Source organism: Vibrio sp. 10N.222.52.C3, from assembly GCF_041474195.1.
GTDB classification, from domain to species: Bacteria; Pseudomonadota; Gammaproteobacteria; order Enterobacterales; family Vibrionaceae; genus Vibrio; species Vibrio crassostreae_C.
Map to the genome: position 1 here is coordinate 1 of NZ_JBFRTQ010000020.1, position 22,614 is coordinate 22,614.

Here is a 22,614-nt window from a genome sequence, read left to right on the forward strand (position 1 = left end):
TTTACAGAGTTATAAAAAAACATAAAATGCGTCACTTATGAGTTTAATTTCGACTTATTTAGCTGTTCTATCGTTTGGTTACATTTGTTACAATTTATTGAGCCCGTGAATTGTTCAACTGGTCAATTCAGAAATAGCACTTATGAGTTAGGTGAGCGATGCATAACTTGGAAAGTCGACCTTGTCCCAAAGTTGCTTTCTTAAATCATCTTGATTAGACCAATTCCCTGCTAATACCCACTCAACGAGTGCACTTGCCACGTCTGGATAGGTGACCACTTCGGCCTGTTTTTCACTGAGCCAAGCGCGCAAGATAGCCGCATCTAAAAACGTCATGGTTTGAGCTAACCCAAGGGCCTCTAGCGTCGCCACATTGCTCTGTTGTTCGAACTGTCCTTCGAGTGGTTTGAGAAGCAATTTCTTCCCCAAAGTTAGGGCTTCAGATGGCAATTCAAAGCCGCCATTTGCGACCACACCAGAGCACTGATTGAGGTCGAATTGAAAGCCCGCATGACTCAGTGGTTTGAACTCAATATTTTCAACTCGGCTATGCTCAATCACATCCGGGTGGTAACAGACAAAGTTTTGCGAAATGAACTTCATCAGCAGCTCTGAGATCGACTCAAGATCCTCAAATGGCAAATAGACCAACGTAAAATCTTGTGTTGTTTTTATTTGTTGATCACCAACCAGCGTGTGAACGATAGGCGGCAAAATCGGCTGTTCAAAGTGATACCAGTGCAAGCCAATAGAGTGCTCGGTTGGGGCGAAATGTTGAATCACTGAATGTTCAATCCAGTTGCCCCCTTCTTTGGGTACATCATAACGAAACGCATTCTGGTGGCTTATCCCAATGCATGGCACACCTTGTCTCTTAGCCGCCCATGCAGTGACAGGCTCAAAATCATTAATCACTAAATCATAAGGCGTAAGATCGATCTGGTTAATCTCACGGAGAAATCGCCAGATGTTGTTCTTCATGAATGTTTTGCCGTATTTAACCTGCCCCTGCTCGCTGTAAAAAGTTAAGCCGCTGCGGGTCTGATAGTTGCCAAACGCTTCCATCGAAAAGTATTTGCTCTCATCTCGCCCAGAGAACAGAAAATCGACATCAATATTTTGCTGACGAAAAGCGACGGCCATTGCTCTCGCTCGAGTGATGTGCCCATTTCCTGTGCCTTGTACGCCATATAAAATTTTCATGCATGTTCCTTTAAATTTACCACTTAAGCTCGGCAGTGGTTGCCAACAAAATAATTACAGGATGAAGCTGATAGCTAGGCTGGTACAAGCGATGCCCAAGGCTGCGCCAATCAGTACGTCCGTTAAAAAGTGCACACCGAGCAGGATTCGAGAGCCTGCAATCGCAGTTGCCCACACCAAGCTAAAGAGGTACAAGCTCGGATAGAAATGCCCGATTAGGGTCGCCATAACAAAAGCAGCAGCGGAATGCCCTGAAGGCAGACTGTATTTATCGGATGGCACAATATGAGAGTGAAGTAGTGAAGAGAATTCAGCTGGTCGACGGCGCTTGAGCGTATTTTTAGCAAACCAGTAAATAGGCAGTTCGATTGCGAAGGCGGTTAAGCCCACCAAAAGAAAGTCTCGACCGGTGTTGCTATCGACCAGCAGTGCAATCAAGGCAATCAAAACATAAAGGTGTCCATCTCCAGTATGAGACACCGCCTTACTGAGTGTCGCCTGTTGTCCGCTATAACGGCTCTTTAAACAGAAAACAGAAAATGCCACATCCCAGCGGACAATAGGTTCGATAGTACGCATACAATCTCCTTAACAATCCTTATTCAGTTAAGGCTCAAGTTATGCTCCTGAAATGACAGTTAAGTGACGTTTTGAATGAACTAAAATGAATTTTGAGGCGAATTGACCGCTTTCGCTAAGCAAGCTGATGAGGCCTAGAAACTGTCGATAAAAATAAAGCGACCCAAGGCCGCTTTATTCTTCTATGTTTTTACTTCTTAGTATAAGTAAGCAAACCCTACTTCTATCGTGTTAATGGTTATAGCGTTCGCTAATAATAGTAGTACTCGCAAATGATAATAGCGCTAAAGGCTATAGGGCTAATGGCTCGTGCTTTTTCACCAAACCGAAATCCGCCAATATTGCGTAAGCCGCTGGGATCATAAACAGCACCAGTAAGGTCGAGGCAAATATGCCGAATACGATCGAAATAACCAATGGCTGGATAACCTGAGCCTGTAAGCTAGTTTCCGTCAACAGCGGTAGCAAACCTGCCGCAGTCGTCATTGAGGTCAAGAATACCGCTCGGAAACGCTCACGACTGGCTTTTACCACCGAGTCATGCACGCTATCTCCCTCATCGACATGGTGACGAATGTACTGCACCAACAAAATGGAATCGTTGACCACAATCCCAGCAAGCGACACAAAGCCCATCATGCTTGGCATACTCAAAGAGTGCCCAAGTATCCAGTGTCCAACGACCACCCCAATAAAAGCGAGTGGAATCGCCAACATCACGACCACAGGCTCTAAGTAGCTTCGGAATTGATAGCTAAGAATCGCAAACACGCCAAATAAGCCGAGTAAGAAGCCTTTGCCCATAGAGGCTCCAGTCTTAGCCGCATCTTTGGCCTCCCCTTCGAAATCAAAGCGTAGACCCGGGTACTTCTGAATAAGTTTGGCGGCTTCATCTTTTTGGAACTGAGCCAAGATCGCGGATGAACTCGCTTTCTTGTTATCAATATCACCAAAGATACTGATAGTTCTCAGCCCATCAATACGCTGAATTCGCACGTAATTACGTTGGAAATCTAACGTCGCCAACGTTGCTAGCGGGATCTGACTGCCATCTGCGGTGATGATCGGGAAGTTGGCCAGCTGCTGTATGTCGCCCGCTTGCTCTTTATCAAGACGCACTTCAATCGAGATATTCTCAACACCGATTTGAATCTCATCCGCTGTCTGACCAAAGAAAGCCGCACGCAATTGGGAAGCAATCATCTGCCCATTCACATTGTAGGTTTCAGCGCCCGGACGCAGCTTCACCAAGATCTCTTCTTTACCCATGCGCATATCATCAAGCACGCCATGCACCCCATCGAACTGATTAAGGTACTCCTGAATATCCAAAGAAGCGGATTTCAATGCGCTCAGGTCATCGTGTTTGGCGCGAATTTCAATAGCACGACCGCCCGGCCCCATAGTAGGTTGCTTGAACACCAATGAAATAGGATCCGCCAAGTCACCGATATCCTCTCGCCATGCATCAATGAAATCATCGATAACCGTGTTACGGCTCTCTGCTCCACGCAGATCTAAACGCACTGTGGCTAAGTGTGGGCCTGATTCGTTGGCATCTGCGTTGGCATTAAATTGGCTAGTAATGTGCTCAACCAAGGTGTTGCCTTCTTCGACCTCTTCGCTCCACTGCGCATTTAAACGCTCGGCTGATGCAACAATCTTATCGACCACTATCTCGGTTTGAGACAGTGACGCCCCCGGCGGAAGAATAATACGCGCCTCGGCAATATCACCATCCAGCTCTGGGAAAGGTTGAAACTTAACAACACCACCAGCAATCAAGGCGACTGAAAGCAACAACAGCGTAATCACTCCGCCCATAAAGGCGTAGCGGAAGGTCACGACTTTCTCAACCATGTTCATCAAAGTGGTATTACGGAAGTTCTCAAACTTCTCAAGCAACACCACTTTAAAGCGCAGCGCTGGCTTGTCATTTTTTTCTTTGTGTAATGAATGAGATAGGTGATTAGGTAGAATCAGGAAGGCTTCAATCAAGCTCAACGACAGCACCAAAATCAATACTTGAGGAACGGCCTTAAGCACAGCGCCCATCTCGCCATCAAGAAACAGTAAGCTACCGAAAATACACACCGTGGTTAAGAAAGAAGACAGTACTCCGGGAAGCACTTTCTTAACGCCGTTGTACACCGCATCATCGACGCTTTGTCCCCTATCTAAGTGGGAGGCTATCGATTCGGCTATCACGATGGCGTCATCCATCATAATACCGATTGCCATTAACAACCCGACCAGCGACATAATGTTGATCGACAAACCAAGGTTGGCCATTAAGAACAAGCCACCAAGGAAGGCCACTGGCAACCCTGCCGCCACCCAAAATGAATAACGTAAGCTGAAGAACAGCCACATGGTGGCGAACACCAGCACAATACCTTGCCAGCCATTGCTCACCATCATGGTTAGACGATCCCAAAGCACAGATGAGAGATCGTTGGTCATTTGTAGTGTCACGCCATCAGGAGCAATCGCGCTTTGATCTTCAACGAATCGTGTTACGTTCTCTTTGATTCGCAGCGCATCGTCTTCTTTGTTCTTACTGATCTTAAGCAGCGCCGAAGGCTTGCCATCAAATAACACCTTCTGTTCATCCAGCTCAAAGCGGTCGGTTATTTTGGCTATGTCTCTCAAACGGATCACCGAGCCATTAGGCGCAGAACCAACCACGATACTTTCAAGTTCAACCGGTGTGATTCGTCTCTCGTCGAAGCGAATCAGGAAGTTTTTATCTGGTGTTTCAACGTTACCACTCGGCAGTTTTACATTCTGTCGACCAATTTGATCCGCGATATCACCGACACTCAAACCCAACTGACGAATAGCTTGGGTATCCAGTTCCACTCGATATTGATGATCCGAGAAGCCGCTAACCTCGACCAAAGAGACATCGTAATCAAGCTTCATGGTGCGCTTAAGATCTTCCGCGTAGGCCTTAAGTTCTGGCCACGACGTTTCGGCTGTTATAGCGATATCGACAACCGGTTCATTCCAATCTAGTTCTTGAACAACAGGCGATTCAATCTCAGTTGGGAAATCATTGATCGAGTTGATCTGGGTTTGCACATCCACCAGCATTCGGCCGATGTCCGCTTTTTCATTTAACTTTAGAATTAAACGAGCGCTGCCTTCGATGGCTTCACACTGAGTTTCTTCAATGTTGGCTAAGCCGTCTACTGCATCTTCCATTCGCACACACAAGCTCTCTTCCACTTCTTGTGGAGAGGCGCCGGGATAAACAATCGCAGCCATAATGTAAGGCGGATCGTAAGCGGGGAAGGTTTCACGTTTGATGGTTGATAGTGAGCTTATACCCAAGATCAACAACCCAAGCATCAACAAGTTTGCTGCTGTTGGGTGCCGAGAGAAAAACTTGATCATGACGCACTCTCCTGAGTATCTGATTCAAGCTCAGCCTCTTCAGAGTTGGACTCTCTCAGTAACATGCCTTCAATGGCTGGTAATAAGTCATTGAGAACCAGTTTGTCGCCCGTTTGAAGCTCCCCGTTCACAACCACTTGGTTGTCTCTACGATAAAGCACTTCAACATTCACCATTTTCAGACGAGAGTTATCGTCCATTAGATAAATTTTGTCACCATGTAGCGCTCGTTCAGGCAACACCCAACTTAGATTCGCGACACCTTCAATCTCAGCTTTGACAAACATACCGTTAACCAAAGGCGTCGCGCTGTCTGGTTGCAATTGTGAGTAATCTTGAGCGATCTCGAGAATAATCCCCGCCGTCGCTTGGTTTTCATCAACTGTTTCGCTGATTCTTGCCACCTTCGCTGGCCAACTGAGGTTCAGGTTGCCGCTGTTAAGTTGAATGCTTGCTTTGATTGGCGCTTCATAAGGATTAGGGATTCCTGCAGCATCGCGAGGAAATTGGTTAAAGCTGGAGGCTAAAGTTTGCATATCGTGAATAGAAAGTTGCGCCTCTACTTCCATGACATTAATCCCGTGAGCAATAAACATCTCCTGCTGAAGGTTAACTACTTGATTTTGTTCGATATCAACCTGAGCAATTCGCATCGCTCTTGGCAAAGTGATCGTGGTCTTATCGAGAGAGCGCTGCGCCTCTTTTACCTTAGACACGTTGACCTTAATCACCGCTTCCGCAACACGCTTTTCATCTGGCATCAACGCGATTTGGTTCGCGATATCTAATACCAACTTCTGCTGAGACAATGCGCTTTGTTGTTGCAGGTCGACATCCGATTGAGAGGTGAGCCCTTTCTTACGCAGATCCTGTTTACGTTGTAGCTCTTTATTGCTGATCACCAAACGATTCTTTTCGATCTTAAGAGTCTGATTAAGGTTGTCTTCTTCTTGATTCAATTTCGCTAATGAGGTTTGGCTTGATTTTAGATCCGCCTCTGCTTGTATCAGTTTCAATTCGTAATCCAATGGATCAACCTTGAGCACGACCGTTCCTGCAGGGATCACCTGGCCTTTTTCAAGATCTGGATGTCGATACACGATCTGTCCTGTCACCTCAGCAATCGCTTTCCATTCAACTTTAGGCACTACTTTGCCAAAGCCGACCGCTAACGGCGCTATCAGTTGTTGTTCTAGGCTCACAGTATCAACTAAGCGAGCCCTATCACCCGCAGGTTTGGTTGGAAGATCCGGCTTCAAGTTAATCGCGGCGACAAGGCCAATAACACCAACCGAAAGTGCTGGAAAGAAGAGTAGTTTTTTATTTATTTTCATTATCTTTGGTCCTGCACGGAAGAAGGGCTCGGTGCGTTAATAAAGCCTTCAGTCATCAATTGAATGTTGTGTTCGATTAAACGATTAAGAAATTCTTCATTAATCTCAATCCCATGAATTGCCAATAAAGGCGGCGGAGCGATGAAAGGAAACACCATCAAGCTTACATACGAAATACGGCACAATTTTGGATCCATGTTCTGTTTTAAGATGCCTTGTTCAACCAACTTTTCAAAAATGACATCTTGGGCTGGCTTTGCAACATCGAGGAAAACCTTTTCGAGCAACTCTCTTTGCACTTCAGAGGGAGGCATATTCATCACTTGGGCTATCAAGCGAGGAAACTTCGGCACTTTGACCATCTCTTTGTAGTAAGTCCGCATTAAATCAAGAAAGTTCTCATGACTGCTTTCATCAACGAGTCTCTGCATTTGTAATTGCATAGGGCGTAATGTTTCACGCAGCATCGCCTCAAACAATCCGGCTTTACTGCCAAAGTAATAGCGAATCATCGCAATATTCACACCCGCTCGCTCAGCAACTAAGCGAGTCGATACCTTGTCGTACGGTTGAACCACGAACAGATCTCGAGCGTGCTCAATGAGTAACTGCCGTACATCTAGATTCTGTTGAGGTCGCCCTGCTTTACGCGCTGCCATCACTGAGACCTATCCCTATAATTAATCACACGATTAATTATAGGGATAAATCGACATGGTTGTAGAAGATTAATTACTCACTATTTAATCAAATGATTAATTAATTTAGCCGCCCTTTTAATTTTATTGGTGAATCGTTCCATCAAAAAGATTTACTACAAAGTTTTAACCTACACATAAGCCAAACGATAAACTAACCACCCAGTACGAAACACTCAATCAGCCGATAACACCAATAAACAACACGCAAGCAGCACAAACCAAACCAAAACACCGCTAATGTATGCTGATATTGGATTTTCTTGTTTGACGCTCAGAATAAATTACGGTACATATGGTGTTAACAGTTTATTTACGGATATTTGTGTAATGATTTTTTCTTCTTCTCGACTGCTGAAACTTCTCCTTATCGTGAACCAATCGCGCGGGTAAGTTGTGGGTCAAGAACTACACAAATATTAAAACCCGCGCTGAGCGGGTTTTTTTGTAACTGGCACTTTTAAAAGAACATCATTCTTAATAATAATTTGGATAGCAATCGATTCATTATCGATATAAGGAAGCACCCATGAACGATCAAGTGATAATTTTTGACACGACCTTACGTGATGGCGAGCAAGCGTTGGCAGCAAGCCTTACGGTAAAAGAGAAATTACAGATCGCTTATGCACTTGAACGACTGGGTGTAGATGTTATTGAAGCGGGTTTCCCTGTGTCATCGCCAGGCGATTTCGAATCAGTACAAACCATCGCAAAAAATATTAAAGATAGCCGTATCTGTGCGCTTTCTCGTGCAGTTGCAAAAGATATCGATGCCGCTGCAGAAGCGCTAAAAGTGGCTGAGCAGTTCCGTATTCATACCTTCATTTCTACATCGACGGTTCACGTTCAAGACAAATTACGCCGCAGCTACGACGATGTTGTCGAGATGGCAGTGAAAGCGGTAAAGCATGCGCGCAACTACACTGACGATGTTGAGTTCTCTTGTGAAGATGCCGGTCGTACACCTATCGACAACCTATGTCGTATGGTTGAAGCGGCAATCAACGCGGGCGCGAAAACCATCAACATTCCAGACACAGTGGGCTACACAGTACCTAACGAGTTTGGTGGCATTATCAAAACGCTATTTGATCGCGTTCCAAACATCGACCAAGCAATCATCTCTGTTCACTGTCACGATGACTTGGGTATGTCGGTTGCTAACTCAATTGCTGCGGTACAAGCCGGTGCTCGTCAAGTTGAAGGTACTATTAACGGTATCGGTGAGCGTGCGGGCAACTGTTCTTTAGAAGAAATCGCAATGATCATCAAAACTCGCCAAGAGTTACTAGGTGTTCATACTGGTTTGAATCATCAAGAGATTCACCGTACCAGTAAATTGGTTAGCCAGCTTTGCCATATGCCAATTCAAGACAACAAAGCAATCGTTGGTGCTAACGCGTTCAGCCACTCTTCAGGTATCCACCAAGATGGCATGCTTAAGAACAAGAACACTTACGAGATCATGACACCTGAGTCTATTGGCTTGAAAAACAAAGCATTGAACCTAACAAGCCGCAGTGGTCGTGCAGCCGTTAAGAGCCACATGGACGCAATGGGCTACAAAGACAATGAGTACAACCTAGATTCATTGTACGAAGACTTTTTGAAACTGGCTGACCGTAAAGGCCAAGTATTCGATTACGACCTAGAAGCACTAATGCACTTCGCAAATCTACGTGACGAAGATGACTTCTATAAACTTAACTACCTAAGCGTACAATCTGGTAGTGTTATGTCTACCACTAGCATCAAGCTGCAATGTGGTGATGAAGAGAAATGCGAAGCGGCTGTCGGTAACGGACCTGTTGATGCTTTATACCAATGTATCTACCGCTTAACGGGTTACGAAATTGCATTGGATAAATTCGACCTTACCGCGAAAGGTGAAGGCGAAGATGGCTTAGGCCAAGCTGATATTATTGCTAACTATAAAGGCCGTAAGTACCACGGTACGGGCGTTTCAACGGATATCGTTGAGGCCTCTGGTCAGGCGCTACTGCACGTTATTAATAGCATTCAACGCGCAGACACCATTGCTGAAATGAAACAGCAAAGAATCGCAACAGTTTAAACACCCAATAACAGAGCCCTAGAGCCGATGTTATTGGCTTTAGGGACAAAATTTAAAACGAGCGAAAGAGCTCAGTAACAAGAATTAAAGGATTAACATGACTGATAAATCATACAAGATTGCCGTACTACCTGGTGATGGCATTGGCCCAGAAGTAATGCAGCAAGCACACAAAGTGCTAGACGCGATTGAAAAGAAGCATGCGATTAGCTTTTCTCGTGAAGAGTATGATGTTGGTGGTATCGCAATTGATAACCACGGCTGTCCACTTCCAGAAGCGACAGTAACAGGCTGTGAAGAATCTGACGCAGTACTATTTGGCTCGGTTGGCGGCCCTAAGTGGGAACACCTGCCACCAAACGATCAACCAGAGCGTGGTGCCCTACTTCCTCTCCGTAAACACTTCCAACTGTTCTGTAACCTACGTCCTGCACAAATCCACAAAGGTCTAGAGTCTTTCTCGCCTTTGCGTGCTGACATTTCAGGTAACGGCTTCGACATCGTTGTAGTTCGTGAGCTAACAGGCGGCATCTACTTCGGCCAACCTAAAGGTCGTGAAGGCGAAGGCGCAACTGAGAAAGCTTTTGATACCGAGGTTTACCACCGCTACGAAATCGAGCGTATTGCAAAGATTGCTTTTGAATCTGCACGCCTACGTAACAAAAATGTTTACTCAATCGATAAAGCAAACGTTCTGCAGAGCTCTATCTTATGGCGTGAAGTGGTTGAAGAGATCGCTAAAGATTACCCAGATGTAACGCTAAACCACATGTACATCGACAACGCGACCATGCAGCTAATCAAAGACCCGTCTCAATTTGACGTAATGCTATGTTCAAACATCTTCGGCGACATCATTTCTGATGAGTGCGCAATGATCACTGGTTCTATGGGTATGCTTCCTTCTGCAAGCTTGAACGAAAGCAACTTCGGTCTATATGAACCAGCAGGAGGCAGTGCACCAGACATCGCAGGTAAGAACATTGCAAACCCAGTTGCACAAATTCTTTCTGCAGCGCTAATGCTTCGTTACAGCCTAGGCGAAGAAGCGGCAGCACAAGATATTGAAACAGCGGTATCTAAAGCACTTTCAGCAGGCGAGCTAACAGCTGACCTTGCAGGCGACAAACAAGCGCTAACCACCTCTGAAATGGGTGACAAGATCGCTGAGTACATCTTAGCTTCATAAGCATAACGCTCTTAAGAAAGTACATAAGAATAATATCAAGCCAAGTCATCCAGAGTGCCTGACTTGGCTAGAAACAAACACTGGGACTGATGCTCCCAAGGAAGAAAAGCTATGTCGACAAACCAGCACGCAAAAACCTTATACGAAAAAGTTTATGACGCTCACGTTGCGGTTGCAGCGAAGGGCGAAACACCAATTCTTTATATCGATCGTCACTTAGTTCACGAAGTAACGTCACCTCAAGCATTTGATGGCTTGCGTGAGAAAGGCCGCAAAGTTCGCCAAGTTGGCAAGACTTTCGCGACCATGGATCACAACGTATCGACACAAACTAAAGACATCAACGCTTCTGGTGAGATGGCTCGTATCCAAATGGAAACGCTATCGAAGAACTGTGAAGAGTTTGGTGTCACGCTTTACGATCTAAACCACAAATACCAAGGTATTGTGCACGTAATGGGTCCTGAGCTAGGTATTACGCTACCGGGCATGACCATCGTATGTGGTGACTCGCACACGGCTACACACGGTGCATTTGGTTCACTAGCATTTGGTATCGGTACTTCAGAAGTGGAGCACGTTCTAGCAACCCAAACGCTAAAACAGGCTCGCGCTAAAACCATGAAGATCGAAGTAAAAGGCAAGGTTGCTCCCGGCATTACAGCCAAAGACATCGTGCTAGCGATCATCGGTAAAACAACGGCGGCTGGCGGTACTGGCTACGTGGTTGAATTCTGTGGTGAGGCGATTACCGACCTTACAATGGAAGGCCGTATGACGGTATGTAACATGGCTATCGAGCTGGGCGCTAAAGCTGGCCTAATTGCACCGGATGAAACCACCTACGAGTACATCAAAGGTCGTAAGTTCTCTCCAGAAGGCGAAGACCTAGAAGCAGCAATCGAATACTGGGATACGTTAAAAACCGATGCTGATGCAGAATTCGATGCAGTTGTTACATTAGATGCGGCAGACATCAAACCACAAGTCACTTGGGGTACCAACCCAGGTCAGGTTATCTCAGTAGACACACCAATCCCTGCACCAGAAAGCTTCGCAGACCCTGTAGAAAAAGCATCAGCTGAAAAAGCGCTGGCTTACATGGGTCTTGAAGCCGGTAAATCTCTATCTGATTACAACGTAGATAAAGTGTTCGTGGGTTCTTGTACTAACTCTCGTATCGAAGACATGCGTGCAGCAGCAGCGGTAGCGAAAGGCCGTCAAGTAGCGAAACATGTTCAAGCGCTTATCGTTCCGGGTTCAGAGCAAGTTAAAGCACAAGCTGAGGCTGAAGGCCTAGATAAGATCTTCATCGAAGCAGGCTTTGAATGGCGTTTACCGGGTTGCTCTATGTGTCTTGCGATGAACAACGACCGTCTAGGTCCACAAGAGCGCTGTGCTTCTACATCAAACCGTAACTTTGAAGGTCGCCAAGGCCGTGATGGTCGTACGCACCTAGTTAGCCCAGCAATGGCAGCCGCAGCGGCTATCGCTGGTCACTTTGTCGATATTCGTGAACTTTAATTAGGGGATTTAACATGTCAGGTTTTCAACAACACACCGGATTAGTCGTTCCTCTAGATACGGCCAACATCGATACTGATGCGATCATTCCAAAGCAGTTTCTACAGAAAGTAAACCGCATCGGTTTTGGTAAGCACTTGTTCCACGATTGGCGCTTCCTAGACGATGCAGGCCAACAGCCAAACCCTGATTTTGTAATGAACGAAGCTCGCTACCAAGGCGCTTCAATTCTTTTAGCTCGTGAAAACTTCGGTTGTGGTTCATCTCGTGAACACGCACCGTGGGCGCTTGCCGATTACGGTATCCAAGTAATGATCGCACCAAGCTTTGCCGACATTTTCTACGGTAACTCGATCAACAACCAAATGGTGCCAGTTCGATTGACTGAGCAAGAAGTGGATGAGCTATTCCAATTCGTTGAAGCGAATGAAGGTGCAGAAATTACGGTTGATCTAGAAGCAATGAAAGTCAGCGCGAACGGCAAAGAGTACTCGTTTGAAATTGATGAGTTCCGTCGTCACTGCTTACTGAATGGTTTAGATAATATCGGCCTTACACTTCAACATGCCGATAAGATCTCAGAGTTTGAAGCTAAGATTCCTAGCTTCCTAAAATAATGAGACGTTTCTGAATAAATCTAAAGGTTGGCCAAGTGCCAACCTTTTTTATTTGGCTAAGCTTTTAACTTAACTTCATATGTTTATTTAAATGAAGGGCAATGAAAGAAAATGGTAAGCCTTAAGGTCTTAGTAGTCAGTCATCAGGAGAATGCCATGAAACAACTACTTTTTATTGTCAGCCTACTTTTCTCAACCTTAGCTTGGTCTGCGCCTAAGTCCGATCTTTGGCCATACTGGAACCAAAGCGACGAAACCAAACTAGAACAGGTATCTCATCAAGATTGGCAGCAATTCCTCGATAGCTACTTGGTTAAACAGGGGCAAAATACGTTAGTTCGCTATAAAGCAGTGAACACCGCCGATAAAACAAAGCTTAAACAATACATCAAGCAACTCGAACAGGTGAATCCGCTCGACTATTCAAAAGCGGAGCAGTATGCCTATTGGGTTAACCTATACAACGCCGTGACTGTCGATTTGATTCTTGATGCCTACCCGATCAAATCCATAACTAAACTTGGCGGACTATTTAGTTTCGGTCCGTGGGGAGATGATGTGGTAGTCGTTAATGGGAAATCACTGACACTCAATGACATTGAACACCGAATCCTAAGACCAATTTGGCAAGATCCTCGCACGCATTATGCAGTGAACTGTGCCAGCCTAGGTTGCCCTAACTTACAACCTGACGCTTTTACCTCTAAAAATACTGAAGCCTTGCTAGAGCAAGCTGCAACTGAGTTTGTAAGCAGTGACAAAGGCGTGATGGTTACAAACAATAAGCTTCAACTATCATCGATTTACGAATGGTTTGCTGTGGATTTTGGTACGAAGAAACAGCTTATTCAGCACTTAGAACAATATCGAATTGAAGCAGTAACCAATACTCAAAACATCAGTTATGAATACGATTGGTCGCTCAACCAAGCAAACTAGCTCTAAGGCTAAAGTTGATCACTAAAGTAAAAAAGAGGCGAGAGGTTTTTATTAACCTCTAGCCTCTTCTCAATTCTTTGACCGTATTTCTACAATTAAAAGCTTGAGCCCGGTTGCTGCAAGAACTCAATCTCTTCGGGAGTCGAAGCTCGCCCTAACACCTCATTACGGTGCGGATAGCGACCAAATCGCTCAATGATAACCTTGTGCTTAAACTCAAAGTCCAGATTATGCTCTAATCCCGTTTGAGAAAAGAGTTCCACGGCTTGTTCATGGACTAACAAAGATTCACTGTGCATATAAGGCATATACAGGAAGCTTTTCTGTTGCTCGTTAAGCTGGTGATCAAAACCACCCGCTACCGCCTCTTGGGCTAGAGCCAACGCCATCGGATCAGCAGAAAATGCTGTCGGACTTTTTCTACCAATATTTCGAGAAAACTGATCAAGTACGATAATCTCAGCCAATCGTCCTTGCGCAGTTTGGCGCCACTCAAATAGCTCGCCTTGAATGGCTGCTTTATGCAATTCAGAAAATCGAGACTCTATCAAAGTGTCAATCTCGGCGCCGCCAGTAAACCAATCTTTAGGCGTCAACTCATCGAACCAAAACTCTAGAACATCCTGATACGTTACCGTCATATAATTCCCTTTAATAAAAAACCGAGTAACTTTGTAATTACTCGGTTTAGTGTTCAATTACTTAAAACCTTTTACTTTCTTTATCAGGTCATAAGCATTCTGAATTTCTTGCGATTTCTCTTTCGCAACATTCATCATCTCAGGCGGTAAGCCCTTCGCCATCAGTTTATCTGGGTGATGTTCATTCATCAGCTTGCGGTAGGCTTTCTTCACCTCTTTACCGTCAGCACTTTCACTCACACCAAGAACCTTATATGCGTCGCCAAGTTGGTTCTGTTGCGAAGCCTGTTGCCAACCTGATGATTGCCCATGACCCTGATGGCCACCAAAGCTTCCACCTTGCTGTTGGAAACGGAACGCAGCTTCTTGCATCTGCAAGCGGCGTTCTAGTTGTGCTGCCGAAAACCCAAGCCCTTGCGCTATTTTATGCAGAACTTGACGTTCACTCGGGTGCAAACTTCCATCCGCAAATGCGGCAGATACCTGAAGCTCTAGAAAGAACTGCAGAAGATCAAAACGACCACCCGATGAGATTTTAACTCGCTCAAGTACGTCGTTCAGAGGGAAGTCGCTCTCTTTGCCGTCACGGAATGCATCTTGCGCTGCTTTACGCTGTTCGCCATGCAGGTTCATACGCTCCATCATGGTAGAAGCGAGTTGAATCTCTTCTGGCGTTACCTGCCCTTTCGCTTTAGCAACGTGCCCCATAACCGCAAAAGCGGATTTAAAAAACTCGTTCTGTCTTTCTGCTTGGCTTGGACCTCGACCAAAACCAGAGCTATTGAAGCCTGATTGGTTCAATCCGCGAGCTTTATCGAATTGGTGTCCTAAAAACAGACCAAAAACTAAACCGAGTGGCCCTCCAAATAAAAAGCCAAAAAACGCGCCCAAAATTTTGCCAAATATTTGCATTATGTGTTCTCTATCTATGAATTTTATCTGAGTAATGCTGTCTGATGATGCTGAATGCTATTATTTCCTTTATCATAAGGAAAATGCTTTATTAATTGGATTGATACTAGATCAACCCTTCACCTAGTGACACAGGATAGTTCAACTTCATGCAATCTTTTTCCCGCACCTTGTTAGCCGCGTCTATAAGTACGGCGTTATACGTGTCGACAACTCAAGCTGAAACAATCACCGATAGTAGTGTGCAGGAAATGCCCTCTATAGATCAATGCTTGATCGAGCCCGCTGCAGAAAACGAGACACAGCTACCCGCTCATGTTGAGTCAGAACGCTTAGAAGCTATCAATGGTGACAAGGCAATATACTCAGGTGACGTAGTCGTTACGCAAGGGAACAAGACCATCCTTGCAGATAACGTAACCCTGCACCAACAAGAAAATATCGTTGTAGCTGAAGGCAACGTAAACTTTAGTGATGGTCAAATCAAATCTATCTCAGACAGAGCGACCAATAATCTAAATACCGATCAAATCGAACTAGAGAACACCCAATACCAGTTTCTTTGTGAACCAGGCCGAGGAGATGCCCAATATATATCCCGCACTGGTAAAGCGGTTTATACCATGGAAGATGGATCTATCACTTCTTGCCCACTGGGTGATAAGTCATGGAGGCTAAAAGCTTCTAGTATCGAGCTAGACCAAGATGAAGAACAAGCCACATTCTACAACCCACGTTTTGAGATTCTAGATGTTCCTGTTTTCTACATGCCATATCTCACTGTTCCAGTAGGAGATAAGCGTAAAACTGGCTTTTTGTACCCTACGATTTCGTACGGTTCAAGTGACGGTTTCGAAACCGAAATACCTTTCTATTGGAATATAGCACCAAACTACGATCTACTTTTCACAACTAAATATATGGCCGAGCGTGGAACACAACTAAACAATGAGTTCCGTCATTTAAGTGATTTTGGTGAAAGTAACTTAAAGTTCGAGTTCCTAGAAAGTGATGATAAATATCCAGAACAAGGCAGTCGTTGGGGCGGGCAGTTCAACTTTGAAGGGATCTATCAACAAGCATGGAAGTTTGACATCGACTATTCAAAGGTTAGTGATGTTAATTATTTTTCAGACGTGGATTCGAACATAGGTAATCGTGAAGATGGTCAACTAATGCAGTCTGGCCAAATAAGTTATCGAGCATTGAATTGGGATGCTTCTCTCGCCGTTCGTGACTTCCAAGTACTCACCGATGGAAATACCCAAGCTTATCGCTTAATGCCACAGCTAACGTTTAACTATTACGCTCCTATTATATGGGACTCTGTAGAGGTTGATATGATTAGTCATGTCTCTCAATTTGATACAGATGCAAAAGGAAAACCGACAGCAACACGATTGCACATAGAACCAGGGTTAAAAGTACCACTAAGCACAACCTGGGGAACATGGACAACCGAGGCTCGCCTACTTGGAACATACTATAACCAAGATTTAAATGGCGTAGATGCAGAATATTTAGAGCTGGAAGAAAGCGTTAGCAGGGTTATTCCTGAGTTTAGAACTCACGCAGGTTTAGTGCTTGAGCGTGACACTAGTTACTTAAATGGTTATACACAAACTCTAGAACCTCAAGTTCAGTACCTTTATGTTCCAGAACAAGACCAAAGTGATATAGGCCTGTATGACACTACACTTCTACAAACAGATTATTATGGTCTTTTTAGAAGTCGTAAATACAGCGGCGTCGACTATATAGCAGCAGCAAATCAAGTCAGTTATGGAGCATCCTCACGTTTCTTTGATGACGAATACAAAGAACGACTTAATATCTCTTTTGGTCAAATTTTTTATATCGATAAAGAAACAAAGCAATCATCTGGCAGCAACGATTCATCAGAAAACTCTAATTATTCATCCTGGGCTGTTGAGGTCGATTTTAACTATGATGACTACCTTTTTTACCATGGCGGCGTTCAATACGATATCGACTCAGCAGAAATGCAATTAGCCAATAGTACGATTGAATATCGTATCGACAATAACGGTTTTGTTCAGGCTAATTATCGTTATGTTACTAAAGAGTATATTGATGCTAACGTTGGTGAATCAATCAACAATATCGATGATATTACACGTGAAGGCATTTCACAGGCAGGTATTGTGAGCGGATACCAATTTACTCCGAAGTGGTATGCAAGCGCTCAGTATTATCATGATCTGAATGAAAACATCGCTATCGAGTGGTTAGCAAACCTACGCTATAAAGATGACTGCTGGTATGTAGGAGTTACCTACAGCAACGAACTCCGAAGCTGGACTGGTAATGGCTACTCAGACATAAATGCTGATCCTGTTTACGAAAACAACTTTAGTGTTAATTTTGGTATTGTAGGCTTCGGTACATCTGCTGGATCTGGGTCAAACGTTTCGGGCTTCGATAGCTCAGGAAACTCTTTAGAGTACGGTCGCCCATTCTTCTTAAACAACTAATTTTCTTTACTGATAAAACATCAGTAAATTTAAAGGATTACACATGACATTGTGGAAACGCACATTAATTGCTATCGCAGCGACTTGTACTTTATCAACAAGCTTTGCAGCGCCAGTCGAGCTAGACAGCGTAAAAGTTATCGTTAACGAAGGCGTTATCTTACAAAGCGACATCGATGCTTCGATGAAGACGCTGCGCGCAAACGCTAAGAAAAGCGGGCAAACATTGCCATCGCAAGATGTGCTCAATGAGCAAGTACTAGAAAAACTGATCATCGATACTATTCAAACTCAAGAAGCAGAACGTATCGGTGTTCGTATTGATGATGCTCGACTTGATCAAGCAATTGAAGGTATCGCTAAAGACAACAACCAAACGGTAGAACAACTTACCGCATCGGTTGCTGAAGAAGGCCTTAGCTACAATGCATTTCGAGAGCAAGTAAGAAAAGAAATTGCGGCAAGTGAGGCTCGCAATGCTCTAGTTCGCCGTCGTATTAACATCCTTCCTGCAGAGGTCGATAACCTAGCGGATATCTTAGCGCGGGAGACTAACGCAACCGTTCAATACAAGATTGGACACATTCAACTTCGCTTCAATGATGACCAAACCAAAGAAGAGCTAGAAGCCCAAGCTAAAGAACTTGTCGAAGAACTGAACTCAGGCAAAGATTTCAGCACCATGGCATATACTTACTCTAAGGGTCCTAAAGCGCTGCAAGGTGGTGATTGGGGTTGGATGCGTAAAGAAGAGATGCCAACCATTTTTGCTGACCAGATCAAAATGCAAAATAAAGGCAGCATCATCGGTCCTTTCCGTAGCGGTGTAGGTTTCCACATTCTAAAAATTGAAGATGTGAAAGGCTTAGAAACCGTAGCAGTAACGGAAGTGAATGCTCGTCATATCTTGATTAAGCCAACCGTAATCTTGAGTGACGATGGCGCGAAAGAACAACTTGAAAAGATCACGCGCCGCGTAAACGCAGGTGAAGCGAGCTTTGGCGACCTTGCACAGCAATACAGCCAAGATCCAGGTTCTGCAGTACAAGATGGTGAGCTAGGCTACCAAACACCAGATTTGTATGTACCAGAATTCAAACACCAAGTAGAAACGCTACCAGAAGGCAAAATCAGTGCGCCATTCAAAACCGTACACGGTTGGCACATTGTTGAAGTACTAGACCGTCGCGAAGTCGACCGTACCGATTCAGCTTTGAAAAACAAAGCTTACCAAATTCTATTTAACCGTAAATTCAACGAAGAAGCTGGTGCTTGGCTACAAGAAGTAAGAGCAAGTGCCTTTGTTGAGATGGTTGAGGACGACCAAGATGACAACAACTAAACGTATTGTCATAACCGCAGGTGAACCAGCAGGGATAGGCCCAGATTTAACTTTGGCTCTATCTCAAGAAAGTTGGCCTCATCAACTCGTGGTTTGTGCTGATAAAACACTGCTATCCGAGCGAGCTAAAATTCTTGGTATCGAAGTCGATCTTCTGGACTACGATGCAAATGCAGCTAAGCAACCGCAACGCGCTGGCACACTGGTAGTGAAACACGTTCCACTTGCTAAAACGGCAGTTGCAGGTCAACTCAATGAGGCTAATGGTCATTACGTATTAAATACTTTAGAAACCGCAGCAATTGGCTGTATGAATGATGAATTTGATGCTATTGTCACCGGCCCCGTTCACAAGGGTGTAATTAACCGAGCTGGCGTTGCTTTTAGCGGCCATACCGAGTTCTTTGCAGAGAAGTCCAATACACCACTGGTGGTGATGATGTTGGCAACTGAAGGGCTGCGTGTTGCGCTAGTAACAACGCACATCCCACTAGCTTATGTATCTCAAGCTGTGACCGAAGACAGATTAGAGCAAATTATTGCTATTCTAAATAAAGACTTGGTTGAAAAATTTGCTATTGAGAAACCAACTATCTATGTGTGTGGCTTGAATCCACATGCTGGTGAAGATGGTTGTTTAGGGCGTGAAGAGATTGAAACTATCACCCCGACGCTAGAAAAAATTCGCCAAAAAGATGGCATCAATTTAGTTGGCCCATTGCCAGCAGACACCATCTTTAATGAAAAATATTTGCAAGATGCAGATGCTGTTTTAGGTATGTATCACGACCAAGTACTCCCGGTATTGAAATACAAAGGGTTTGGTCGCTCAGTGAACATCACGCTTGGCTTACCGTTTATTCGCACATCAGTCGACCACGGTACCGCCTTAGACTTGGCAGGGAAAGGCCAAGCCGATACAGGGAGCTTTAGAACAGCGCTCACGCACGCCATTGAATTAGTAGAGAAAAAGCAATGAGAAATGATGTCCACTTAGGGCACAAAGCGCGTAAACGTTTTGGTCAAAACTTCCTTAACGATCCATATATTATTGATGGCATCGTATCGAGTATTAACCCACTACCAGGTCAAAACTTGGTAGAGATCGGTCCTGGTCTAGGCGCAATTACTGAGCCTGTGGGTAAGCTTGTCGATAAATTTACTGTTATCGAATTGGATAGAGACCTTGCAGAACGTCTTCGTAACCATCCAGATCTTGCGGACAAGCTAACGATCCGTGAAGGCGATGCGATGAAGTTCGATTTCCAAGAACTGGTTAAGCCAAACAATAAGCTACGCATCTTTGGTAACTTGCCATATAACATCTCTACACCATTGATGTTCCACCTTTTTGAATTCCATAAAGACGTGCAAGACATGCACTTTATGCTTCAAAAAGAAGTGGTTAACCGTCTAGCTGCTGGCCCTGGCAGTAAAGCTTACGGTCGTCTTACTGTAATGGCTCAATACTACTGTAAAGTAACGCCTGTGTTAGAAGTTCCACCAACGGCCTTCGTTCCGCCACCGAAAGTAGACTCAGCAGTCGTGCGCCTACAGCCATACGAAGTGCTGCCTTATCCGGCAAAAGATCTGAAATGGCTAGATCGCGTATGTCGTGAAGGCTTTAACCAACGTCGTAAAACAGTTCGTAACTGCTACAAGAGCTTAATCGATAAGGAAGTGCTTGAAGAGCTAGGTATCAACCCAAGCATGCGTCCTGAGAACTTAACGCTCGAGCAGTTTGTCGACATGGCAAACTGGTTGTACGACAGTCATAACGCTGACAAATAAATAAAAAAGGCTCCTACACTTCGGTTAGGAGCCTTTTTTATGTAATACTTTAATTACATTAAGTATATCAACAACAAAAGGTGCGAATATGGATATATCTACGCCTTGTATCAAATGCCAGGTTCACTCTAAGTACATAGAAGAACAATCTGAGCCAACGAAGAATCGTTATGTCTTCGCCTACATTATTACCATCAAAAATCTAAGTAAAACAACGGTGCAACTTATGTCTCGCCGCTGGTTAATTACCGACTCTAACGGCAAGCAGCTCACCATTGAGGGTGATGGTGTAGTTGGCCAACAACCCGTGATTGAAGCCAACGACGAGTACACCTACACAAGTGGTACGGTCATCGAAACCCCTGTTGGCGTTATGCAAGGTCACTATGTGATGACCGATAACAAGGGCATTGATTTTATTACCGAAGTTGACCCATTCAGACTCGCAATCCCTAATATTCTTAATTAGCCGTACATCCGTATCTACAGGAAATTATTGTGTCGAATTACATTGTCGGAGACATCCAAGGGTGCTTCGACGAACTTCAAGGACTACTTGAAAAAATTAACTTTGATAAACACCAAGATACTTTATGGGTCGCCGGAGACTTAGTTGCTCGAGGCCCTAAATCATTGGAGACGTTACGCTTTATTCGTAACCTTGGTGACGCAGCTAAGGTTGTATTAGGCAACCACGACTTACATCTTCTGGCGGTGTCCTTAGGACTATTTCCAGCGAAACCAAAAGATAAGACTCAAGCGATTCTTGATGCTGAAGATCGTGAACTGCTAATCGAATGGTTAAGACAACAGCCTTTGCTTCAAGAACACCCAGAGTTCGTGATGTGCCATGCGGGTATCTCACCGCAGTGGAATCTAGAAAGAGCACGTGTTGAAAATCGAGAGATCGTATCCTTGTTAAAGTCCGATAAATGGCAATGGCTAATCGAAAACATGTACAGCAACGCGCCTGATTTATGGCATCAGGATTTACATGATATTGAGCGCTATCGCTATGCGATCAATAGCCTGACAAGAATGCGTTTCTGTTTTGAAGATGGCCGTCTCGACATGGCATGTAAGCTACCACCGAATGAGATTACCGATGAACCATTAGTGCCATGGTTTGACCTTCCGCAACGCATAAAGCTCGATAAAACCGTTGTTTTTGGACACTGGGCTGCGCTTGAAGGCTATAACGGAAAAGACGTAATTGGACTTGATACTGGATGCGTCTGGGGAGGTGAATTGACAATTCTTCGCTGGGAAGATAAACAGTTTTTCACTCAGAAAGCGCTATAAAGATACGAGAAACTTGCGCTACCTTGGTAGGGTAACGCAAGCATTTTTCAGAGACTAGCTATTGATAACCACAGTTAACGCTCGAGAATCACAAACTCCATGTTGTGTTTGTTTTTCTCGTCAGCTTGATAGCTCTCGTTAAAGCTCTGCTTCCAACCTTCACCCCAGTCAGGAAATTGTGTATCTCCATCGACGGCGAAATCGATGTAAGTCAGATACAACTTGTCCGCTTTAGGTAAGCAGCTCTCATAAATAGAGCCGCCACCAATGATCATCACCTCTTCAACATCACTGAGTAGCTCTAGAGCCTGTTCAATAGAAGTTACCGTCGTTACACCTTCAATCTTTAAACTCTCATCACGGCTGATTACGACATTCAACCGACCCGGCAAAGGGCGTCCAATAGAATCGTAGGTCTTACGTCCCATCACGACTGGTTTACCCATAGTCGAGCGTTTAAACCATGCAAAATCCGCAGGTAAATGCCAAGGCATCTGATTGTCTTTACCAATTATACGGTTGTTTGCCATTGCCGCTATCATGCTGATGATCATAAATCGAAAGTCCTGTCC

At 44.6% G+C, this 22,614-nt stretch carries 19 protein-coding genes; 11 read left to right on the plus strand and 8 right to left on the minus strand.

The window, feature by feature from the left end:
• Positions 1–147 precede the first annotated feature (147 nt).
• The 5 genes from AB4517_RS02710 to AB4517_RS02730 all read right to left on the minus strand — a co-directional run bounded on the left by AB4517_RS02710 (position 148) and on the right by AB4517_RS02730 (position 7,174).
• Positions 148–1,203, minus strand: a complete 1,056-nt coding sequence (locus AB4517_RS02710; RefSeq protein WP_372147860.1) for an MJ1255/VC2487 family glycosyltransferase — start codon at positions 1,201–1,203, stop codon at positions 148–150.
• 54 nt (positions 1,204–1,257) lie between these two features.
• Positions 1,258–1,782, minus strand: a complete 525-nt coding sequence (locus AB4517_RS02715; protein WP_136982218.1) for a phosphatase PAP2 family protein — start codon at positions 1,780–1,782, stop codon at positions 1,258–1,260.
• Between the two features lie 291 nt (positions 1,783–2,073).
• Positions 2,074–5,181 (minus strand): efflux RND transporter permease subunit, encoded by a 3,108-nt coding sequence (locus AB4517_RS02720; protein ID WP_372082793.1) that lies wholly within the window; start codon positions 5,179–5,181, stop codon positions 2,074–2,076.
• Positions 5,178–6,515: an efflux RND transporter periplasmic adaptor subunit gene (locus AB4517_RS02725; protein ID WP_372082792.1), complete on the minus strand. Its 1,338-nt coding sequence runs from the start codon at positions 6,513–6,515 to the stop codon at positions 5,178–5,180. The genes AB4517_RS02720 and AB4517_RS02725 overlap by 4 nt, the downstream gene beginning before the upstream one ends.
• Positions 6,515–7,174 carry a TetR/AcrR family transcriptional regulator gene (locus tag AB4517_RS02730; RefSeq protein WP_017062933.1) on the minus strand — a complete coding sequence of 220 codons (660 nt, stop codon included), beginning with the start codon at positions 7,172–7,174 and terminating at the stop codon, positions 6,515–6,517. The genes AB4517_RS02725 and AB4517_RS02730 overlap by 1 nt, the downstream gene beginning before the upstream one ends.
• A 568-nt stretch (positions 7,175–7,742) precedes the next feature.
• Here AB4517_RS02730 and leuA point away from each other — a divergent pair.
• The 5 genes from leuA to AB4517_RS02755 all read left to right on the plus strand — a co-directional run bounded on the left by leuA (position 7,743) and on the right by AB4517_RS02755 (position 13,559).
• Positions 7,743–9,290, plus strand: coding sequence for a 2-isopropylmalate synthase (gene leuA, locus AB4517_RS02735; protein WP_017061391.1), 1,548 nt, complete (start codon positions 7,743–7,745; stop codon positions 9,288–9,290).
• Positions 9,291–9,387: 97 nt separating this feature from the next.
• Positions 9,388–10,479, plus strand: a complete 1,092-nt coding sequence (gene leuB / locus AB4517_RS02740; protein WP_372147861.1) for a 3-isopropylmalate dehydrogenase — start codon at positions 9,388–9,390, stop codon at positions 10,477–10,479.
• A 111-nt stretch (positions 10,480–10,590) separates the two neighbouring features.
• Positions 10,591–12,003: a 3-isopropylmalate dehydratase large subunit gene (leuC, locus tag AB4517_RS02745; protein WP_372147862.1), complete on the plus strand. Its 1,413-nt coding sequence runs from the start codon at positions 10,591–10,593 to the stop codon at positions 12,001–12,003.
• A 14-nt stretch (positions 12,004–12,017) separates the two neighbouring features.
• Entirely contained in the window at positions 12,018–12,620 is a 603-nt protein-coding gene (gene leuD / locus AB4517_RS02750; protein WP_017062937.1) for a 3-isopropylmalate dehydratase small subunit, read from the plus strand.
• A gap of 156 nt (positions 12,621–12,776) precedes the next feature.
• The gene (locus AB4517_RS02755) at positions 12,777–13,559 is read left to right on the plus strand and encodes a DUF547 domain-containing protein (protein ID WP_137001752.1); all 783 of its coding nucleotides are present in this window, start codon (positions 12,777–12,779) and stop codon (positions 13,557–13,559) included.
• Positions 13,560–13,654: 95 nt separating this feature from the next.
• On the opposite strand, the gene AB4517_RS02760 is transcribed toward AB4517_RS02755, so the two are convergent.
• Both AB4517_RS02760 and djlA read right to left on the minus strand, forming a co-directional pair.
• The gene (locus tag AB4517_RS02760) at positions 13,655–14,200 is read right to left on the minus strand and encodes a DUF924 family protein (RefSeq protein ID WP_017061386.1); all 546 of its coding nucleotides are present in this window, start codon (positions 14,198–14,200) and stop codon (positions 13,655–13,657) included.
• Between the two features lie 57 nt (positions 14,201–14,257).
• Positions 14,258–15,112 carry a co-chaperone DjlA gene (gene djlA, locus AB4517_RS02765; protein ID WP_017061385.1) on the minus strand — a complete coding sequence of 285 codons (855 nt, stop codon included), beginning with the start codon at positions 15,110–15,112 and terminating at the stop codon, positions 14,258–14,260.
• Between the two features lie 149 nt (positions 15,113–15,261).
• Here djlA and lptD point away from each other — a divergent pair, with 149 nt between their 5' ends.
• The 6 genes from lptD (at position 15,262) to AB4517_RS02795 (ending at position 22,042) form a co-directional block, all read left to right on the plus strand.
• Positions 15,262–17,607: an LPS assembly protein LptD gene (lptD, locus tag AB4517_RS02770; RefSeq protein ID WP_372082791.1), complete on the plus strand. Its 2,346-nt coding sequence runs from the start codon at positions 15,262–15,264 to the stop codon at positions 17,605–17,607.
• A gap of 43 nt (positions 17,608–17,650) precedes the next feature.
• Positions 17,651–18,949, plus strand: coding sequence for a peptidylprolyl isomerase SurA (gene surA / locus AB4517_RS02775; RefSeq protein ID WP_372082790.1), 1,299 nt, complete (start codon positions 17,651–17,653; stop codon positions 18,947–18,949).
• Positions 18,936–19,928 (plus strand): 4-hydroxythreonine-4-phosphate dehydrogenase PdxA, encoded by a 993-nt coding sequence (gene pdxA / locus AB4517_RS02780; RefSeq protein ID WP_017061382.1) that lies wholly within the window; start codon positions 18,936–18,938, stop codon positions 19,926–19,928. Before surA ends, pdxA begins: the two co-directional genes overlap by 14 nt.
• Complete coding sequence (rsmA, locus tag AB4517_RS02785) at positions 19,925–20,740, plus strand: 16S rRNA (adenine(1518)-N(6)/adenine(1519)-N(6))-dimethyltransferase RsmA (RefSeq protein ID WP_017062942.1); 816 nt, start codon at positions 19,925–19,927, stop codon at positions 20,738–20,740. Before pdxA ends, rsmA begins: the two co-directional genes overlap by 4 nt.
• Before the next feature lie 88 nt (positions 20,741–20,828).
• Complete coding sequence (gene apaG, locus AB4517_RS02790; protein WP_004735899.1) at positions 20,829–21,209, plus strand: Co2+/Mg2+ efflux protein ApaG; 381 nt, start codon at positions 20,829–20,831, stop codon at positions 21,207–21,209.
• A gap of 29 nt (positions 21,210–21,238) precedes the next feature.
• Positions 21,239–22,042: a symmetrical bis(5'-nucleosyl)-tetraphosphatase gene (locus AB4517_RS02795; RefSeq protein WP_017062943.1), complete on the plus strand. Its 804-nt coding sequence runs from the start codon at positions 21,239–21,241 to the stop codon at positions 22,040–22,042.
• A gap of 74 nt (positions 22,043–22,116) precedes the next feature.
• On the opposite strand, the gene folA is transcribed toward AB4517_RS02795, so the two are convergent.
• Positions 22,117–22,596 carry a type 3 dihydrofolate reductase gene (folA, locus tag AB4517_RS02800; protein ID WP_017062944.1) on the minus strand — a complete coding sequence of 160 codons (480 nt, stop codon included), beginning with the start codon at positions 22,594–22,596 and terminating at the stop codon, positions 22,117–22,119.
• Between the last annotated feature and the right edge of the window lie 18 nt (positions 22,597–22,614).

Coding starts and splice junctions, on each gene's coding strand:
- surA (WP_372082790.1), top strand. CDS start 17,651: ATGACATTGTGGAAACGCACATTAATTGCTATCGCAGCGACTTGTACT.
- apaG (WP_004735899.1), top strand. CDS start 20,829: ATGGATATATCTACGCCTTGTATCAAATGCCAGGTTCACTCTAAGTAC.
- lptD (WP_372082791.1), top strand. CDS start 15,262: ATGCAATCTTTTTCCCGCACCTTGTTAGCCGCGTCTATAAGTACGGCG.
- leuC (WP_372147862.1), top strand. CDS start 10,591: ATGTCGACAAACCAGCACGCAAAAACCTTATACGAAAAAGTTTATGAC.
- AB4517_RS02755 (WP_137001752.1), top strand. CDS start 12,777: ATGAAACAACTACTTTTTATTGTCAGCCTACTTTTCTCAACCTTAGCT.
- leuD (WP_017062937.1), top strand. CDS start 12,018: ATGTCAGGTTTTCAACAACACACCGGATTAGTCGTTCCTCTAGATACG.
- AB4517_RS02720 (WP_372082793.1), bottom strand. CDS start 5,181: ATGATCAAGTTTTTCTCTCGGCACCCAACAGCAGCAAACTTGTTGATG.
- pdxA (WP_017061382.1), top strand. CDS start 18,936: ATGACAACAACTAAACGTATTGTCATAACCGCAGGTGAACCAGCAGGG.
- rsmA (WP_017062942.1), top strand. CDS start 19,925: ATGAGAAATGATGTCCACTTAGGGCACAAAGCGCGTAAACGTTTTGGT.
- AB4517_RS02725 (WP_372082792.1), bottom strand. CDS start 6,515: ATGAAAATAAATAAAAAACTACTCTTCTTTCCAGCACTTTCGGTTGGT.
- AB4517_RS02710 (WP_372147860.1), bottom strand. CDS start 1,203: ATGAAAATTTTATATGGCGTACAAGGCACAGGAAATGGGCACATCACT.
- AB4517_RS02715 (WP_136982218.1), bottom strand. CDS start 1,782: ATGCGTACTATCGAACCTATTGTCCGCTGGGATGTGGCATTTTCTGTT.
- AB4517_RS02760 (WP_017061386.1), bottom strand. CDS start 14,200: ATGACGGTAACGTATCAGGATGTTCTAGAGTTTTGGTTCGATGAGTTG.
- leuB (WP_372147861.1), top strand. CDS start 9,388: ATGACTGATAAATCATACAAGATTGCCGTACTACCTGGTGATGGCATT.
- leuA (WP_017061391.1), top strand. CDS start 7,743: ATGAACGATCAAGTGATAATTTTTGACACGACCTTACGTGATGGCGAG.
- folA (WP_017062944.1), bottom strand. CDS start 22,596: ATGATCATCAGCATGATAGCGGCAATGGCAAACAACCGTATAATTGGT.
- djlA (WP_017061385.1), bottom strand. CDS start 15,112: ATGCAAATATTTGGCAAAATTTTGGGCGCGTTTTTTGGCTTTTTATTT.
- AB4517_RS02730 (WP_017062933.1), bottom strand. CDS start 7,174: ATGGCAGCGCGTAAAGCAGGGCGACCTCAACAGAATCTAGATGTACGG.